This is a genomic window from Bradyrhizobium sp. 4, assembly GCF_023100905.1.
In the GTDB taxonomy this organism is placed as follows: Bacteria; Pseudomonadota; Alphaproteobacteria; order Rhizobiales; family Xanthobacteraceae; genus Bradyrhizobium.
Map to the genome: position 1 here is coordinate 2,048,535 of NZ_CP064686.1, position 17,109 is coordinate 2,065,643.

Below are 17,109 nucleotides of genomic sequence, written 5' to 3' on the forward strand. Positions count from 1 at the left end.
GAGCGCACGGTGGAGGAAGACCCGGATGCGTACCGGATTCTAAAGCTGCGCGCCGAGATTCTCGAACTGGGCTCTGCCATCCGGCAGCTGCAACGCGAGGGGCTTGATGACGCCGCGGCCCAGCTCTTGATCGCGCGCAAGCGTGCACGACTCGACCATCTGGTGAAGTCAGATCCTGCAGGCGTTCATCCTGTTATCCTGAGAAGCCATCGTAGCTGAAGGCTGCGCGCAACGCGGCCCGAGAAAAAGTTTGTTCGAGCACCATAAGCAAAAAGGCCCCGCGATCGCGGGGCCTCTACGAGTTGGACGAACAAAACCTACTTGGTGTTGCTCATGCCGCCCTTGTTGTTCGTCATGGTGCCGCCCTGATCGGAGCCGGGACCGGAGCCGCCCTGACCGGAGGGATCAGCACCCTTGGAGGACTTGGCGTTGGCGCCTGTGGTGGTTTGCGACGATGACATCGAGGATCCGTGTTTTGCCTTGTGCGACTTGGCCTGCACGGCGAACGGTGCGGCGGCGAGGCCGGTGGCCAACATCACGGCAAGAGCGAGCTTGGTGGTCTTCATGTGCGGGAACTCCCTGAGTTGAATTGACGCAGGCAGCCAACTGCCATTCGTCGCAGGAGTTCCGAACAAAGAAGTTCCGGTAAATCTCGCGTCCTTCAAGATTGCTTGTCTTCTGCGAGGATGAATACGAGGCCGGTGAGTGTCGCCCCGATCGCGAACGTCGTCACCAATGTGAGGGCGAAAACCACGAGGGCCTGGCTTCCGCCGTGACTCAGCAAATTGGCGACGGCTGGATTGGACAGCACGAGCAAGAGGCTGAAAGCGAGCCCGAGGGCTGCGCCCATCATGGCGTGCGTCATCAGTTTGACGAGCCCGCTCGGAGAGATCAGGTCCGACGACTTTTTCGCGCGCATGGAACTCTATCCCGATCTCGCAAGCAACGCCTGCGACACGCGCTGGTTCCACCCGCATGAAGGAATCGTCGTTATCGCCCGCTTCATCCGACGTTCATGCCGGTTGGGCGAGAATGACCGCGCAACACGGGAACATTCGATATGGGTAAGGTGGTCTTTCTCTATCGCTCTCTGGCTTATCGCAACGCCGCCGCGGACATCCTCCGCAAAGCGCGCAAGCTGCCCCGCGGCGCGGAGCGAAGCGCGGCGTGCCGCTATGCCAAGGCGCTGCGCGATCTCGCCCAAACGGAAGCCTGGCTCGAAGGACGGGTCGCGCGCGAGCCGCAAACGACGCAGCGCAGGAAGAGTGCGGCCTCCGGTTAACCGGACGCGCGCTGCAATTCGGCGGAGCTGGCGGCTTCGAAGTTGCCGGGCGCGGTCGTCGCGGCAGTCTTGCGGACCAACGGCACCTCGAGCCGGCACAACAGACCCTCGGCGCGCCAATCGAATCGCGCCTGCCCGCCGAGCTGGGACTCGACGCTCGCAAGCAGGCTCCGCGTACCAAAGCCGCGGGATTTCGGCGTCATGACGAGCGGGCCGCCGGACTCCTCCCAGGTCAGCGTGAGCAGCTCATCCTTGACCTGCCAGCCGATCGCGAGCCGTCCCGTTCGCGTCGAGAGCGCGCCATACTTCGCCGAGTTGGTGAAAAGCTCATGCAGGGCCAGCGCCAGCGTCTGGGCGGTTGCCGGCAGCAACTGAACTTCAGAGCCTGCCAATTTGATCTGGCCGCCGAGGGAATAGGGCGCAAGCTCCTCGTCGATCAGCTTCGAGAGTTCGGCGCCCTGCCAGCTCGACAGCGACAAGATCGTATGCACGCGCGCCAGTGCATTGATGCGTCCCTCTACGGCGCTGACATAGGCTTTGACTTCGTCGGCGCGGGTGAGGCGCACGATCGATTGCGCCAGCGCCAGCGCATTCTTGGCGCGATGATCGACTTCCCGCGCCAGGAGAGTCTGCCGTTCCTCGGCGCGCTTGCGTTCGGTGATGTCCACCGTCACGCCGCTGACGCGCATCACCCGACCGCTCTCGTCAACCGTGGCGGCGGCCGTGCCGACACACCAGCGCACATCGCCGTCGGGCCGCACGATGCGGAACTCCGTTTCATAGGAGCGTGTGCCCTTGTTGAATTCGGCGATCGCCTTGCGCAACTGATCGACGTCGTCCGCATGCAACAGCGCCTGAACGTTGGCCGGATTCACCTCGAAGCTCTCCGGGCCAACACCAAAGATGCGGTATTGCCCCTCGTCCCACATCCAGTCGCCGGTGATCCAGTCCCAGTCCCACGAACCCATCTTGCCGGCGGCGATCGCCATGCTGCGCCGCTCTTCGCTCTCGCGGAGCTTTGCGGTGGAATTCTCCAGCTCGGCGGTGCGTGCACGCACGCGGTCCTCGAGATCCTGGTTCAGCCGTTCGAGTTCGCGCGTCTTGCGATAGAGCTCTGCAAACACCTTGACCTTGGCGCGCAGCACCTCCGGCACGACCGGCACCGGGACGTAGTCGACAGCGCCCATCTCGTAGCCGCGCAGGCGGTCGATGTCGCTGACTTGAATAGCCGAGATGAAGATCATCGCGGTCTTCTGGAAGCGCGGGTGCTCGCGGATCATCGCGGCGAGCTCGAAGCCGTCGAGCTCGGGCATGCAGACGTCGACCAGGATCACCGCGATCTCGGTCTTGAGCAGCACCTCCAGAGCCTCGCGACCGGACGAGGCGATCACGAGGTTCTGGCCGAGATCCTTCAGGATCACCTCATAGGCGAGCAGCTTGGCCGGCTGGTCGTCGACGAGGAGGATGTTGACCTTTTCGTGGTCCATACGGGCATCCAACTCAGCGGTGCAGCCACATGCGGATTGCAAGCAGCAATTGATCGGTGTTGACGGGTTTGGCGAGGTAGTCGGACGCGCCGGCCTCGAGGCATTTCTCGCGGTCGCCTTTCATGGCCTTGGCCGTCAACGCAATGATCGGAAGACGGGCGAAGGTCGGATTTTCACGAATGACGCCGATGGTTTGATAGCCATCCATCTGCGGCATCATGATGTCCATCAGCACGATGGCGATCTCCGGATTGGATTCAACCAGGGCCACCGCCTCGTTGCCGGTCGTGGCCGTCAGCACCTTCATGCCGCGTCGCTCCAGCACGCTCGACAGCGCGAAGATGTTGCGGGCGTCGTCGTCGACGAGCAGGGCGGTCTTGCCAATCAGGTCTTCGTCGGAACTGTTCAGCTTCTCGAGCATGCGCTGCTTCTCGACCGGCAACTCCGTGATGACGCGGTGCAGGAACAGCGCGGTCTCGTCAAGAAGGCGCTCCGGCGATTCCACACCCTTAACCACGATGCTTCGCGCCATGGTGTGGAGCTCCGCATCTTCCTCGGCCGACAACTCGCGGCCGGTGAAAACGACGACCGGGACATTCGACAGCGCCTCGTCGTTGCGGATCTGGTCCAGCACCTCGAAGCCGGTCATGTCGGGCAGGCGCAGGTCGAGCACGACGCAATCACAGGGGTTCTCACGCAGCATCGAGAGCGCGTCGGCACCGGTGCCGGTCGTCACGATCTCGATGTCGTCGTGGTGCAGGAGCTCGCGGATCGAGAGCTGCTCGGCCTCGTTGTCCTCGACGATCAGCAGCCGCTTGCGCCGCGGCCGCGCATATTCCTTGATCTGCGTCAGCGCGGCCGAGACGCCCTCGGTCGTCGTCGGCTTGTTGACGAAGGAGAAGGCGCCGCGCGCCAGCGCATGCTGGCGGTCCTCGTCGAGCGTGATGATCTGCACGGGGATGTGGCGGGTCAGCGGATTGTGCTTGAGCTGGCTCAGCACGGTCCAGCCGAGCATATCAGGCAGGAATACGTCGAGGGAGACGGCCCGCGGCTGGTACTGCTTTGCAAGCTCCAGCGCCTCCGCGCCGCGGGCGGCGACCAGCACCTTGAAGCCCTTGTCGCGCGCGAGATCGACCAGCACACGCGCGTAATGCGGGTCGTCCTCGACGATCAGGAGGATGCTGTCGCCGGGTTCGAGGTTGAGCCGGTCGTCGGGAAGCTGCTCGATCACGCGCTGCGGTTCGGCTGTCGCGGGCTGCAGCGCCGGCGGCTGGCTTTGTTGAGGCGTCGCGCGGGGCGCGAGCGTCGGTCCGGAATATTTCAGCGGCAAGTAAAGCGTGAAGCACGAGCCCGTGCCCGGCAAGCTGCGCAGGTGGATCTCGCCGCCGAGCAGGCTTGCGAGCTCGCGGCTGATCGCGAGGCCGAGGCCGGTGCCGCCATATTTGCGGCTGGTGCCGGCATCCGCTTGCTGGAACGCCTCGAAGATCAGCTTCTGCTTCTCCAGGGGAATGCCGATGCCGGTGTCGGACACTTCGAATGCGATCACCGCCGGCGCCGAGTTCAGCACGGGATGATCCGTGCCCCAGCCGCCGACCGCGGCGGCGACCTTGAGGCGCACCTCGCCCTCGGCGGTGAACTTGAAGGCGTTGGAGAGCAGGTTCTTCAAAACCTGCTGCAGGCGCTTGGAGTCGGTGACGAGGCTGCGCGCGAGGTTCGGATCGACGTCGATCTTGAACGAAAGGTTGCGGTTCTCCGCCTCGTGACGGAACGGCCGCCCGACCGTTTCGAGCAGGTTCGCGGTCAGGATTTCCTCGGCGTCGACCGTCACCGTACCGGATTCGATCTTGGAGAGATCGAGAATGTCGCTGATGAGATTGAGCAGGTCGGTGCCGGCGCCGTGGATGGTGCGGGCGAATTCGACCTGCTTGCCGGTAAGATTGCCGTCCGGATTGTCGGTGAGCTGCTGGCCGAGGATCAGGATCGAGTTCAGCGGCGTGCGCAGCTCGTGGCTCATATTGGCCAGGAACTCGGACTTGTACTTCGAGGTCAGCGCGAGCTCGGTCGCCTTTTCCTCAAGTGCGCGGCGGGCCTGCTCGATCTCCTGGTTCTTGCGCTCGACTTCGACGTTGCGCTCGGCGAGCTGCTGCGCCTTCTGTTCGAGCTGATCGTTGGTCTGCTGCAATTCGCGCTGCTGGGTCTGGAGCTCGCCAGCGAGCTGCTGCGACTGCTTGAGTAGGCCTTCGGTCTGCATCGTCGCCTCGATCGAGTTGAGCACGATGCCGATCGAGTCCGTGAGCTGCTCCAGGAAGGTCATCTGTGAGGTCGTGAAGGAGGTCAGCGAGGCGAGCTCGATGACCGCCTTGACTTGGCCTTCGAACAGCACCGGCAGCACCACGAGGTTCTTCGGCGCGACGCGAAGCAATGCCGAATTGATCGGCACCACGTCGGGCGGAATGTCCGCAATCACGCGCGGGCGCCGGTCGAGCGCGCATTGGCCGATCAGGCCGTCGCCTAATGGCAGCACGCGCGGATACGGATAGACGCCGTCGCCGGCATAGGAGGCAAGCAGCAGGAGCCGCGGACTGTCTTCGTTCTCGACCTGATAGATCACGCCGGTATGCGCGTTCACCAGCGGCGACAATTCGGTCAGCAGCAGGCGACCGACGGTGGTGAGGTCGCGCTGGCCCTGAAGCATGTTGGTGAATTTCGCCAGATTGGTCTTCAGCCAATCCTGCTCGGTGTTCACGTCCGTCGTGAGACGGAGGTTCGTGATCATCGTGTTGATGTTGTCTTTCAGCTCCGCGACCTCGCCGCGGGCGTCGACCTGGATCGACCGCGTCAGGTCGCCCTTGGTCACGGCGGTCGCCACTTCCGCGATCGCGCGCACCTGCGAGGTGAGGTTGGCCGCCAGCAAATTGACGTTGCCGGTGAGATCCTTCCAGGTGCCGGCGGCGCCGGGCACGTCGGCCTGACCGCCGAGCCGGCCCTCGACGCCGACCTCGCGCGCCACCGACGTCACCTGGTCGGCGAACGTCGCGAGCGTCTCGGTCATGTTGTTGATGGTATCGGCGAGCGCCGCGACCTCGCCCTTCGATTTCACGGTGAGGTTCTGCTTGAGGTCGCCATTGGCGACCGCGGTCACCACCTTGACGATGCCGCGGACCTGCTCGGTCAGGTTCGCCGCCATGAAGTTGACGGTGTCGGTGAGATCCTTCCAGGTGCCGGCGACGCCGGGCACCTGGGCCTGGCCACCGAGTTCGCCTTCGGTGCCGACCTCGCGCGCAACGCGCGTGACTTCGCCGGCGAACGCATTGAGCTGGTCCACCATGGTGTTGATGGTGTTCTTGAGCTCGAGAATTTCGCCCTTCACGTCGACGGTGATCTTGCGCGACAGGTCGCCGCGCGCGACGGCGGTGGTGACTTCGGCGATGTTGCGGACCTGGGTGGTGAGGTTCGCGGCCAGCAGGTTGACGTTATCGGTGAGGTCCTTCCAGGTGCCGCCGACGCCGGGCACGACGGCCTGGCCGCCGAGCCGGCCCTCGGTGCCGACCTCGCGCGCGACGCGCGTCACTTCCGCGGCGAAGGAGCGGAGCTGCTCGACCATGGTGTTCAAGGTATCCTTGAGCAGCAGAATTTCGCCGCGCACGTCCACCGTGATCTTCTTCGACAGGTCGCCGCCGGCGATCGCGGTTGCGACCTCGGCGATGTTGCGGACCTGCGCGGTGAGGTTCGATGCCATGAAGTTGACGTTGTCGGTGAGATCCTTCCAGGTGCCGGCAACGCCGGGCACTTCGGCCTGGCCGCCAAGCTTGCCTTCGGTGCCGACCTCGCGGGCGACGCGCGTGACTTCACCGGCAAAGCCGTTGAGCTGGTCCACCATGGTGTTGATGGTGTTCTTCAGCTCCAAAATCTCACCCCGGACGTCGACGGTGATCTTGCGCGAGAGGTCGCCGCGCGCCACGGCAGTGGTGACTTCGGCAATGTTGCGGACCTGGGCGGTGAGGTTGCCCGCCATCGAGTTGACGCTGTCGGTGAGGTCTTTCCAGGTGCCGGCGACGCCGGGCACGTTGGCCTGACCGCCGAGCCGGCCTTCGGTGCCGACCTCGCGCGCGACGCGCGTCACCTCGCCCGCGAAGCGGTTGAGCTGGTCGACCATCGTGTTCAGCGTGTCCTTGAGCTGAAGGATCTCGCCGCGCACGTCCACGGTGATCTTGCGCGACAAGTCGCCACCGGCGATCGCAGTCGCGACTTCGGCGATGTTGCGGACCTGGGCGGTGAGGTTGCCCGCCATCGAGTTGACGCTGTCGGTGAGGTCCTTCCAGGTGCCGGCGACGCCGGGGACTTCGGCCTGGCCGCCGAGCTTGCCTTCGGTGCCGACCTCGCGCGCGACGCGTGTGACTTCGCCGGCGAAGGCGTTGAGCTGGTCGACCATGGTGTTGAGCGTTTCCTTCAGCTGAAGGATTTCGCCTGACACGTTGACGGTGATCTTCTTCGACAAATCGCCCTTGGCCACCGCGGTCGCGACTTCGGCGATGTTGCGGACCTGGCCGGTCAGGTTCGAGGCCATCGAGTTGACGCTGTCGGTGAGATCCTTCCAGGTGCCGGCGACGCCGCGCACCTGGGCCTGGCCGCCGAGCTTGCCTTCGGTGCCGACCTCGCGGGCGACGCGCGTGACTTCGCCGGCAAAGGCGTTGAGCTGGTCCACCATGGTGTTGATGGTGTCTTTCAGCTCCAGGATTTCGCCGCGGACATCGACGGTGATCTTTTTCGACAAATCGCCACCCGCGACCGCGGTCGTCACCTCGGCGATGTTGCGGACCTGTGCGGTCAGGTTCGAGGCCATCGAGTTGACGCTCTCGGTCAGGTCCTTCCAGGTGCCGGCGACGCCGAGCACGTTGGCCTGACCGCCGAGCCGGCCCTCGGTGCCGACCTCGCGCGCGACGCGCGTGACTTCGCCGGCGAAGGCGTTGAGCTGGTCGACCATGGTGTTGAGCGTTTCCTTCAATTGAAGGATTTCGCCCGAGACGTTCACCGTGATCTTCTTCGACAGGTCGCCGCTCGCGATGGCGGTGGCAACATCGGCGATGTTGCGGACCTGCGCGGTGAGGTTCGACGCCATGAAGTTGACGTTGTCGGTGAGGTCCTTCCAGGTACCGGCCACGCCCGGCACCTGGGCCTGGCCGCCGAGTTTGCCTTCGGTGCCGACCTCGCGCGCGACGCGCGTCACTTCCGAGGCGAACGAGTTGAGCTGGTCCACCATGGTGTTGATGGTGTCTTTCAGCTCCAGGATTTCTCCCCGTACGTCCACCGTGATCTTGCGCGACAGGTCGCCGCGCGCCACGGCGGTGGTGACGTTGGCGATGTTGCGCACCTGCGCGGTGAGGTTGCCGCACATGGCGTTGACGCTGTCAGTGAGATCCTTCCAGGTGCCGGCGACGCCGGGCACGATGGCCTGGCCGCCAAGCTTGCCGTCGGTGCCGACCTCGCGCGCCACGCGCGTCACTTCCGATGCAAAGGAACGGAGCTGGTCCACCATCGTGTTGATGGCTTCCTTGAGCTGAAGGATCTCGCCGCGGACGTCGACCGTGATCTTCTTCGAGAGGTCGCCGTTCGCAACTGCGATCGTCACCTCGGCGATGTTGCGAACCTGGTTGGTCAAATTGTTCGCCATCGAGTTGACGCTCTCGGTCAGATCCTTCCAGACGCCGGTCACTTCCGGCACCTGGGCCTGGCCGCCGAGCTTGCCTTCGGTGCCGACCTCGCGCGCCACGCGCGTCACTTCGGAGGTGAACACGCCGAGCTGCTTGATCATGGTGTTGACGATGGTCGCCGACTGCAGGAATTCGCCGCGCAGGGGACGCCCATCGACGTCGAGCTTGACGGTCTGGAGCAGGTCGCCCTGTGCCACGGCTGCGACCGCGCGCGTCACCTCGCGGGTCGGCCACAGCAAATCGTCGATCAGCGTGTTGACCGAGCCTTCCATGTCGGCCCAGGAGCCGGAGGCCAGCCCGAACTTCACGCGCTGGCGCGTCTTGCCCTCGCGGCCCACCACCTGGCCGACCAGCTCGAGCTGCTGCGCCATGCGCTGATTGGCGGCGATGATGTCGTTGAAAGTGTCGGCGAGCTTGCCGTCGATGCCGAGATAGTCGCCGCTCATGCGCACGGAGAAATCGCCGTTGCGCATGGCCTGCAGGGCGAGCAGCAATTCTGCCCGGGAATCGGGCTCCGACATGCCGTTGGTTTTTGGCTTTGGAACGCGACGACCGGAACGTGATGCAGATCCGGGATCGAGGTCGCTCATAATTTGTCCCCCGCAGGCGTCGGCCGATTCCCAGGCAAGACGCGATTGTCAAAATAGAGCGTCAGCCAAATTCGAAATCAAGCGCCAACGTGACGGCGCCAGGAAGTGGAACCTGCTTTGCTCAGCCCGATTAACACAAGTGCGATCCCTCGGAATGGTTCCATCCGGTTCCCAGTTTTTCCGGGCGGAAGAGAAGATACGAGGCCGCTTTTGGGCCACCGTCATCTGCCTTCCGGAACGGAGCGCCGGGCGTGCCGTTAGCCCGCAGATACAGGGAGAGCGCACATGAAAGCAGGATTCGCCGTCATCGGCACAGTGATGTTGTTGGCTGGATCGGCGTTGGCGCAGGGCGGCGCGCCCAGCGGCCGTGGTGCCGTGACCGGCGATCCAGCCGCTAGCTCCGCCACCCCACGCGCGGACACACCAACCACGGGTACGTCGAGCCGGTCCAATCCTAGCGGTAGCGGCACGTCGAGTTCGGGCGGCAAGGATGACAATGGGGATGCCGGCCGAGACAAGATGCTGGAGGGTAACCGCAGCGCGCAGCCGGAGAGCCGGCAAAAGTAAGGGGCTACTTGGCAGTCCTACTTGTCTGCCATGGTGCGCTCGGCGTCCCTGACCTGTGAACGCAACATCGGGAGCTGCTCCCGCGCGAAGGCTGCAAGCGCGGCATTGTCGGGCGCCTTGAGATAGCGTTCGAGCAGCTCGATCACAGATTCATACTCGGGAATTTGCGCGGCATAGAAGCTTCTGACGAAAGTCGGTCCGTCCGAGGTTTCGGGCTCGACCAGGCTCGCGCTCGCCGGGGTTGTCTTTGTGACGCGCGGTTCGGTGCCGATCGCCTCCTGAATCTCCTTCAGGGCTTTGTCCCGCCGGGCCGCTTCTTCGGCGCGCAGGGCGGCGAGGTTCTTGACCTCGGCATTACCCTTGAGGTCGGTGCTCTCCAGCAGACCCTGCTGGAAGCGGCTGAAGCTGTAGAGGTCGCTGATGGTCTCGGTTGCGGTCGGCGTGCGGCCGGCCGGCCTTCGCTCCCCGGTGCTGTCGGCAAGCGCTGCAGTGCTGATGAACGCCAAAACTACCGCGAGAAGAATCCGCATGGATATCCAATGGCGGATGGCGGGCGAAGTTCCGCAGATGTTACGATCCGGTAAGGGCGGTTGCGACGCGACGGTTCCGTCCCCAATTCATATTGATGAAACAGTCCGAGATCTTCAGAGATAACGCCGATAACTGCCTCCAGCTCGCTGAGCGAGCTGAAGGACAGCCGTCACACAATCGTTTTTTGCGCATGGCGAACGCGTGGACGGCACTCGCCAACGAGCAGGATTGGCTCGATGGCGAGGTGCCGCCCGTTCCAGCCCGCATCCGTCAAAAGCAGGATGCGTAACGCTCTCGTTTCGTGGATCTGCGTGTGAGACTGCTCACGGACGGCAAGCAGGATCATTCATAATAGTCGATCGCGTTGATTTCCTATTCCGGGAGGTTTTTGCAATGGCTCCACGTCTGGCTCTTCTCTCGCTCATTCTCGCCTTTGGCGTGTCGGTCGCGTTCGCCACCGTGACGACGGTGCGGCAGGTGCATCATGAAAATGCATCGGGCCCGGTGCACTCGGCGCACAGTTAGCAGTCTGATCTCGCGGGTCGGAACCTTCGACGCTCCGGCGCGTAAGCGCTTCGAGACAGCAAAGAGGCGAGAGCTATCATGGCCCATTCCGACCAAGGCATCATCAGAGATCAGCGCGGTGAACAGCAGCCGCGGGACAAGCAGCGCGCGCAGACCGTACACAAGTCGGAGCCAAAGGGCTCGCCCTCTCGTGAGGCCACGCGCGATCCCAAGCTGAACGACAATAGCAAGACGCCCGGCTCCGGCATGGCGCCGGATGATTCCGGCGACGCGCCGAGCGGCTAATCCATAGGAACGAAACCGCTCGCAAAGAGTCGAGAGATTGCTTCCGGTTGTCATGCCCCCGGTGATCCGGAAGTAATCTCCAAGGACGGCCCCGGCACCCCGTGCCGGGGCCGTTTGCTTGAGCATCAGGCTGGACTAATCCTCGGCATCGCGCTGCGAATGGGGTTGCGTATGGCCGTCCGGGCCGCGGCCGAAAACTCCGAACCTGCTCGATTTGACATTCGCCCCTGCATCGACCGCTGCGGTGGCGAGTCCGAGCTTCAGGAGCTCGCGCACGGCTGCGGCTCGCGTCGGCATGCGATGTTTGAACCGGAAGTCATCCACCGCGGCCAGTTCTTCCGGTGATAGCATGACCTGAAGCCGCTCGGCGCGAAGGTCGTTCATGATCAATCACCCAAAATGAGCAAGTTGAGTAGTTTACTCAACGAACTCATTCGCCCGCGGTTCCACAAGATGCGGCTATGGCGCCAAGTTAGCAAAAAAATATAACAGAATCAATAAGTTATATGATGCAAAAGCCATTGGGCAGGGGTATGCTCCCGGCAAATGGGAGAGACGTCATGACGAGCGAAGTCAGATTGCCCCGCATACATATCGAAGACAGCGAGGCACCCAAGCCGGTGCGCCTCAGCCACCAGAAGGTCATCGAGCAGGTCGAGCGCTGGGCCAACAGCCCGGGCCTTCAACCGCCGAGATTGCAGCCGTCAACGCATGCCAAGGCGGGCTAGCGCTTCGCAAGGGAAGAGCCCTTGGCCGATAGCGAATGGGCTGACCGGTGCGGTTTGCGAGAGACGATGCGCAGCTTCCGCCTGAGCCACCAGGCCAACACCGAAACGAAGGCCCAGGCTATCAACGCGGCAGCGAAGGTGCCCGGAACGCTCGCAGCCACGGTGAAGTGAAAGACGGCGGCGAATGCTAGGAGACCGATGCTTCCCCAGGCGGCGCCGGCCGCGTCCAGCGCGGCGGCCTCTTGCCCGCGGCGCGTGCCGCTGAGGCCGGCCTTCTCCTTGGTGCGGCGTTCATGGCTTTCGACCAGCGTGGCGCTCGCGCAGAAGATAGCGGGAAGCGCAAGGAAGAGTCCGCCGACGGACACACCGAAGCGCGCCCCCAGAAACCCCGTGAGCACGGTCGCGAGGCCGCCGAGCAGGAAACGAATGCCGTATTCGTACCAGCGTGTCTGCTTCAGCGCGGAGAGCGACAGCTTGACCGGCATCAGGCCGCACCTCCAAAGCCGGCGAGCAGGCCGAAGGCAACCGCCAACCACACGATCACAGCGAGGACGGTCGCGGGCAGCGCGGACACACGGTATCTGATCAGCAGATGGCAGACGACGACGCTGTAGCAGCCGAGCGCGACCGCGCCATAGATCATCGTCCAGCTTTCGGCCGCAGCATATTGCAGGCCGTGCTGGACAACGGCGATGCCGAGCGTCGCCAATGCGACCGACGGTGCCGCGCCGAGCAACCCCGCAAAGCTTTTGGGTTTGAGCATATCCCCCAAGATCGCAAAGGCCGAGACGATGATGCCACCGGCGATGAAGCGCACGATATATTCGGTCACGGCTTTTCTCGTCGATTGACTTGCTTGCGAAACGATTGCGTCAGTGTCCATGGCCGCACGAGTCTCTCTACGGCCGCGCCCAGCGCAAAGCCTGCGACCACGTCGCTTGCCCAGTGCGCGAACACCGCAATCCGTGTCAGCGACAGCGCGATCGCTGCCGTGCGCAGCAATCGGCGCGGCGTCTTCGGCAGCAAGCCCGCCGCCGAGGCAAGTGCGCCCATATGGACCGCGTGACCGGACGGGAAGGCGTCGCGCGCCTGTCCTGAGATGGGTACTCCATGTCGGTGTCCGCGTATGGTCAGCCGGTCTGGCCTGGTCTGATCGAATACGGATTTCAGGACATGCGGCAGGACGGCCGTCGCCAGCGACACGGCCAGAATGTGATTTGCCACGGGCCGCTGTTGCGCCTGCCGAATGTGAGTATAGAGCCATCCTATTGCGGCCAGCGCGAGCAGCACGTGCTCGTCGGCGGCCCAGGTCAATGTCTGCGCCGTGTGCTCGACGCCTGAATTGGTGTGATCAGCGATCGTATCCGCGATCGCGGTATCGATCCGGCTGGGTTTGACCTCTACTAATGCCATCGGTCTGCAAGCGTGATGTCCTTTGTGACAGGTTTGTAAAGCCGGGAGACAAAGAAGGTTCCTGGGCTTTGCCTCGTGGCATCAACCTGCAGCGCCGGACTACGGCTGTCCCGATCCACCCGCTGACCCATACACCTGGCCGGTCGCATAGCTCGCGTCGGCTGCGGCAAGCTGCACGTAAATGGAGGCCAGTTCGGCGGGCTGGCCGGGACGGCCGAGCGGCGTCATGCCGCCGAATTTTTCGAGCTTCTCCATAGTGGCGCCGCCGGAGACCTGGAGCGGCGTCCAGATCGGTCCCGGTGCGACGCCATTGACGCGGATGCCCTTCGGACCCAACTGCTTTGCCAGCGATTTGACATAGTTCATCGTCGCTGCCTTGGTCTGCGCGTAGTCGTAGAGCTCCGGCGACGGGTCGTACGCCTGCTCCGATGTCGTGCCGATGATGCACGAACCGGGCTTCAAATGCGGCAGCGCCGCCTTGATGATCCAGAACGGCGCATAGATGTTGGTCTTCATCGTCGCGTCGAAATCTTCGGAGGAGACGTCGAGGATCGATTCACGGCTCTGCTGGCGTGCGGCATTGCAGACGATGATATCGAGGCCGCCCAGCCCCTGCGTGGCCTGCTCGACCAGCTTCTTGCAGAAAGCCTCATCCTTGAGGTCGCCGGGGATCGCGAGCCCGATACGCCCTTCCTTCTTGATCAGCGCGATAACGTCCTGCGCATCGGGCTCTTCCGCCGGAAGATAGTTGATGGCGACGTCGGCACCTTCGCGTGCGTGGCTATCGCGGCGGCGCGGCCCATACCGGAATCGCCGCCGGTGATCAGCGCCTTGCGGCCGGCGAGCCGGCCGGAGCCCTTGTAGCTGGTCTCGCCGTGATCCGGAGGCGGCTCCATCTTGCCGGCGAGGCCAGGCCAGGGCTGCGACTGTTTTTTGAACGGCGGCTTTGGAAAGCGAGTGACGGGATCGACCAGTTTCTGCTCGGCCATTTTCTGCTCGGCCATGGAGGCGTCTCCTTTCGCTGTCGAAGAGGCCAGCGAAGCAGCAGCAAGCGTTGCGCTCGCCGCTTGGACGACGTGCCGGCGGGATACTGAAGTCTTGTCTGGATGCGTCATGACGGTCTCCGCGATATCGCGATCTCAATGCGCGGAGAGAGGCATCGTTGCAAACGGGAGGACGCCGACCAGGAGGCCGGCGTCCTCGGAAGATGTTTACTTGGTCTGGCCGACGCTCGGCGCCTTGCCGAGCTCCTTGGCCATGTCGAGATGGTGCTTGAGCGCGGGCAGCGTCTTGCCGGCCCAATCCTTCAGGTCGGAATTGTCGCCGCCCTTGGCGTAACGCTCGAACAGCGAGACCGCGTCCTCGTGGGCACTGACCTGGTACGAGTTGTAATCCGAGCTGAAGTCCTTGCCATTCGCGCTCTTGAGCTTGTCGAGCTTGCTCTGATGCGAGCTGTCGAGCGCTGTCGGCAGGGTCGCCTGCACCTTGCCGCCGCTGACCAGGCCCTTCAGTTCGCTGCTGGTCTTGGTGTGGTCAGTCACCATCTGCTGCGCAAAAGTCTTCTCCTGCGCGTTGCCCTTCTGCTCCGCAAGTTTGCTCGATTCGATCTCGAACATGTCGCTGATGGCGACTTCCTTGACGAAGTCGGCGGTGGCAGGCGCGACGCCGAGCGCCGAGTTGACGCCGGTTTTCTCGCCGAGCGACTGGGCGAGTGCGGGGCCTGCGAGCAGCACGCAGGCAGCTGCGATGATGGTACGTTTCATGGTCCGATCCCTTTGAATGGGCGCGCAGCCTCTGGCCGCGCGACGTTGCGCCCACCAACACGCTGCAGGGGCCGGGGTTCCTAACGGTTAATCCGTCGGTCTCCTCCCGGTCCGTGGATTGATCGGATCGGTCGGTTTGCGCCGAAGCCGTTCGGGCAGAAACGGCTCGGTCGGCGTGGCGGTCGCCTCGGCACGTACGTCTGCATGGCGTTGTGCCCGCTCATGCGGCGTCCGGTTGTCGTTGATCTGCCGCTTCACGTCGAGACCATCGACGGGATCGTTGACGCCGTGCTGGATATCGCGGAAATCGCTCATGCTTCACCTCATTCGCTTCCAGGCAGGATCTTTGCCAGCACCTGCCGCGCCGCGCCCTTGATCACTCCGCTCTCGTTGGGATCGCCCTTCATCAGCGCAAGAGAGAAGTTCTTGGCCTGCTGCAAGGTGATGTGCGGCGGCAGCGGCGGCACTTCGGGGTCGGTCTTCACCTCCAGCACCACCGGCATCTGGCTCGCGAGCGCTTGGTCCCAAGCCGAGCCTAGTAGCTGCGGGCTGTCGACGTAGATGCCGGAGAGGCCGATCAGCTCGGCAAACCGCGAATAGGACACGTTCGGGATGCGCTGCGATGCCTCGAATTTCGGATCGCCGTTGATGATGCGTTGCTCCCAGGTCACCTGGTTGAGGTCTTCGTTGTTGAAGACGCAGACGATGAAGCGCGGATCCGTCCAGTCGCGCCAATACTTGGCGGCGGTAATCAGCTCCGCCATGTTGTTCATCTGCATCGCGCCGTCGCCGACGAGGGCGATCACCGGCCGGTCGGAATGGGCGTATTTCGCGGCGAGCGCATAGGGCACCGCGGCACCCATCGAGGCGAGGCCGCCTGAGAGCGAGGCCGTCATGCCGCGGCGCATCTTCAGGTCGCGCGCGAACCAGTTGGCGCAGGAGCCGGAATCGCTGGTGATGACGGCACGGTCCGGCAGGCGCGGAGACAGCTCCCAGGCGACGAGCTGCGGATTGACCGGTGCCGCAGGCTGATGTGCACGATCATCCAGCGTCTTCCACCATTTCCCGACGTCGTCCTGGATGCCCTGACGCCAGGCACCGTCACTCTTCGGTTTCAGTCGCGGCAGCAGGGCGCGCAGCGTCTCGGCGGCATCGCCGACGAGACCGACCTCCATGGGAAAGCGGATCGACATCATGCTGGCGTCGATGTCGATCTGCACGCCGCGCGCCGCGCCTTCCTTCGGCAGGAATTCGGCATAGGGAAAGGCGGAGCCGACCATCAGCAGCGTGTCGCATTCCATCATCATGTTGTAGCTGGGCTCGGTGCCGAGCAGGCCGATCGAGCCGGTGACCCACGGCAGATCGTCCGGGAGCGCTGCCTTGCCGAGCAGCGCCTTGGCGCAGCCGGCGGACAAGCGGTCGGCGACCGCGATCACCTCCTCGGTGGCGTGGAGCGCGCCGGCGCCGATGAGCATCGCGACCTTCTTGCCGGCGTTGAGCACCTGGGCGGCGCGGTCGAGGTCAGCGTCACGAGGCTTGATGCTTGGCGCGCTATAGCCGATGCCGGAGTGCAGGGTGCCGTGAGCGCGCGGCGGATCCTCGTAGGGCTCCTCCTGGATATCGTTGGGCAGGATGATCACCGTTGGCGTCCGCCGAGCCAACGCGATCCGGATCGACCGATCGATCAGATGCCGGATCTGCGCCGGCGAGGATGCTTGCATGACGTAGGCGCCAGCCACGTCCTTGAACATCGAGACGAGGTCGAGTTCCTGCTGATAGTGCCCGCCGAGCGCATTGCGTGCCTGCTGACCGACGATCGCGAGCACCGGTTGGTGATCCAGCAGGGCATCATAGAGCCCGGTGATCAGATGCGAGGCGCCGGGGCCCGAAGTTGCGATACAGACCCCGATCTGGCCTGAGAACTTCGCATAGGCCGTCGCCATGAAGGCGGCCATTTCCTCGTGCCGCGCCTGGACGAAACCGATCTTGCCCTCAGCGCGCTGGAGGGCGCCGAATACGCCGTTGATGCCGTCGCCGGGATAGCCAAAGAGGTGGCGCACGCCCCATTGATGCAGACGTTGAACGATGAAGTCGGAGACGGTCTGGGACATCGAGGGCGGCCCTTGGTTTTCCGGTATTTGGTTTCCGGGATTGGAAGTTGAGAGAACCGCCCGTTTCCGGCGATGTTCCTCAAGTCTCTGGGAACATGCCGGAACGATCGCGCACC

At 63.9% G+C, this 17,109-nt stretch carries 19 protein-coding genes and 1 pseudogene; 7 read left to right on the plus strand and 13 right to left on the minus strand.

Annotated features, from left to right (window positions below):
* The first annotated feature begins 9 nt into the window (after positions 1–9).
* Positions 10–219 carry a hypothetical protein gene (locus tag IVB45_RS09380; RefSeq protein WP_247356940.1) on the plus strand — a complete coding sequence of 70 codons (210 nt, stop codon included), beginning with the start codon at positions 10–12 and terminating at the stop codon, positions 217–219.
* Positions 220–317: 98 nt separating this feature from the next.
* Here the strand turns inward: IVB45_RS09380 and IVB45_RS09385 are convergent, their stop codons facing one another.
* The gene (locus IVB45_RS09385) at positions 318–566 is read right to left on the minus strand and encodes a hypothetical protein (RefSeq protein WP_247356939.1); all 249 of its coding nucleotides are present in this window, start codon (positions 564–566) and stop codon (positions 318–320) included.
* A 95-nt stretch (positions 567–661) separates the two neighbouring features.
* Positions 662–919 carry a hypothetical protein gene (locus IVB45_RS09390; RefSeq protein ID WP_247356938.1) on the minus strand — a complete coding sequence of 86 codons (258 nt, stop codon included), beginning with the start codon at positions 917–919 and terminating at the stop codon, positions 662–664.
* 141 nt (positions 920–1,060) lie between these two features.
* Between IVB45_RS09390 and IVB45_RS09395 the strand changes: the two genes are divergently transcribed.
* Positions 1,061–1,282, plus strand: coding sequence for a hypothetical protein (locus IVB45_RS09395; protein WP_018456200.1), 222 nt, complete (start codon positions 1,061–1,063; stop codon positions 1,280–1,282).
* Here the strand turns inward: IVB45_RS09395 and IVB45_RS09400 are convergent.
* Together IVB45_RS09400 and IVB45_RS09405 are read right to left on the minus strand one after the other, a co-directional pair.
* Entirely contained in the window at positions 1,279–2,769 is a 1,491-nt protein-coding gene (locus IVB45_RS09400; RefSeq protein ID WP_247356937.1) for an HWE histidine kinase domain-containing protein, read from the minus strand. The genes IVB45_RS09395 and IVB45_RS09400 overlap by 4 nt on opposite strands.
* Before the next feature lie 13 nt (positions 2,770–2,782).
* A complete protein-coding gene (locus IVB45_RS09405; RefSeq protein WP_247356936.1) occupies positions 2,783–9,070 on the minus strand; it encodes a HAMP domain-containing protein in 6,288 nt (2,095 codons plus the stop codon).
* A 285-nt stretch (positions 9,071–9,355) separates the two neighbouring features.
* Between IVB45_RS09405 and IVB45_RS09410 the strand changes: the two genes are divergently transcribed.
* Positions 9,356–9,637 carry a hypothetical protein gene (locus tag IVB45_RS09410; protein WP_247356935.1) on the plus strand — a complete coding sequence of 94 codons (282 nt, stop codon included), beginning with the start codon at positions 9,356–9,358 and terminating at the stop codon, positions 9,635–9,637.
* A 17-nt stretch (positions 9,638–9,654) separates the two neighbouring features.
* On the opposite strand, the gene IVB45_RS09415 is transcribed toward IVB45_RS09410, so the two are convergent.
* Entirely contained in the window at positions 9,655–10,167 is a 513-nt protein-coding gene (locus IVB45_RS09415) for a DUF4142 domain-containing protein (protein WP_247356934.1), read from the minus strand.
* Between the two features lie 95 nt (positions 10,168–10,262).
* On the opposite strand from IVB45_RS09415, the gene IVB45_RS09420 reads away from it, so the two are divergent.
* The 3 genes from IVB45_RS09420 (at position 10,263) to IVB45_RS09425 (ending at position 10,978) form a co-directional block, all read left to right on the plus strand.
* The gene (locus IVB45_RS09420) at positions 10,263–10,457 is read left to right on the plus strand and encodes a hypothetical protein (RefSeq protein WP_027516515.1); all 195 of its coding nucleotides are present in this window, start codon (positions 10,263–10,265) and stop codon (positions 10,455–10,457) included.
* Positions 10,458–10,561: 104 nt separating this feature from the next.
* Positions 10,562–10,693: a hypothetical protein gene (locus tag IVB45_RS38895; protein ID WP_256467934.1), complete on the plus strand. Its 132-nt coding sequence runs from the start codon at positions 10,562–10,564 to the stop codon at positions 10,691–10,693.
* Positions 10,694–10,771: 78 nt separating this feature from the next.
* Positions 10,772–10,978: a hypothetical protein gene (locus tag IVB45_RS09425; protein ID WP_007594775.1), complete on the plus strand. Its 207-nt coding sequence runs from the start codon at positions 10,772–10,774 to the stop codon at positions 10,976–10,978.
* A gap of 135 nt (positions 10,979–11,113) precedes the next feature.
* Here IVB45_RS09425 and IVB45_RS09430 read toward each other — a convergent pair whose 3' ends face one another.
* A complete protein-coding gene (locus tag IVB45_RS09430; RefSeq protein ID WP_247356933.1) occupies positions 11,114–11,362 on the minus strand; it encodes a hypothetical protein in 249 nt (82 codons plus the stop codon).
* A gap of 176 nt (positions 11,363–11,538) precedes the next feature.
* On the opposite strand from IVB45_RS09430, the gene IVB45_RS09435 reads away from it, so the two are divergent.
* Positions 11,539–11,706 carry a hypothetical protein gene (locus tag IVB45_RS09435; RefSeq protein WP_247291039.1) on the plus strand — a complete coding sequence of 56 codons (168 nt, stop codon included), beginning with the start codon at positions 11,539–11,541 and terminating at the stop codon, positions 11,704–11,706.
* On the opposite strand, the gene IVB45_RS09440 is transcribed toward IVB45_RS09435, so the two are convergent.
* The 7 genes and pseudogenes from IVB45_RS09440 to IVB45_RS09470 all read right to left on the minus strand — a co-directional run bounded on the left by IVB45_RS09440 (position 11,703) and on the right by IVB45_RS09470 (position 16,993).
* Positions 11,703–12,191: a hypothetical protein gene (locus IVB45_RS09440; RefSeq protein ID WP_247356932.1), complete on the minus strand. Its 489-nt coding sequence runs from the start codon at positions 12,189–12,191 to the stop codon at positions 11,703–11,705. The two genes, IVB45_RS09435 and IVB45_RS09440, sit on opposite strands and share 4 nt — an antisense overlap.
* Entirely contained in the window at positions 12,191–12,538 is a 348-nt protein-coding gene (locus IVB45_RS09445) for a DUF3147 family protein (protein ID WP_247356930.1), read from the minus strand. The genes IVB45_RS09440 and IVB45_RS09445 overlap by 1 nt, the downstream gene beginning before the upstream one ends.
* Positions 12,535–13,119, minus strand: coding sequence for a phosphatase PAP2 family protein (locus IVB45_RS09450; protein ID WP_247356929.1), 585 nt, complete (start codon positions 13,117–13,119; stop codon positions 12,535–12,537). The genes IVB45_RS09445 and IVB45_RS09450 overlap by 4 nt, the downstream gene beginning before the upstream one ends.
* A gap of 99 nt (positions 13,120–13,218) precedes the next feature.
* Positions 13,219–14,108, minus strand: a pseudogene (locus IVB45_RS09455) (SDR family oxidoreductase).
* A 222-nt stretch (positions 14,109–14,330) separates the two neighbouring features.
* Complete coding sequence (locus IVB45_RS09460; RefSeq protein ID WP_027516522.1) at positions 14,331–14,882, minus strand: DUF4142 domain-containing protein; 552 nt, start codon at positions 14,880–14,882, stop codon at positions 14,331–14,333.
* Positions 14,883–14,969: 87 nt separating this feature from the next.
* Complete coding sequence (locus IVB45_RS09465; protein WP_007607330.1) at positions 14,970–15,197, minus strand: hypothetical protein; 228 nt, start codon at positions 15,195–15,197, stop codon at positions 14,970–14,972.
* An 8-nt stretch (positions 15,198–15,205) separates the two neighbouring features.
* Positions 15,206–16,993: a thiamine pyrophosphate-requiring protein gene (locus tag IVB45_RS09470; RefSeq protein ID WP_247356928.1), complete on the minus strand. Its 1,788-nt coding sequence runs from the start codon at positions 16,991–16,993 to the stop codon at positions 15,206–15,208.
* Positions 16,994–17,109 lie beyond the last annotated feature (116 nt).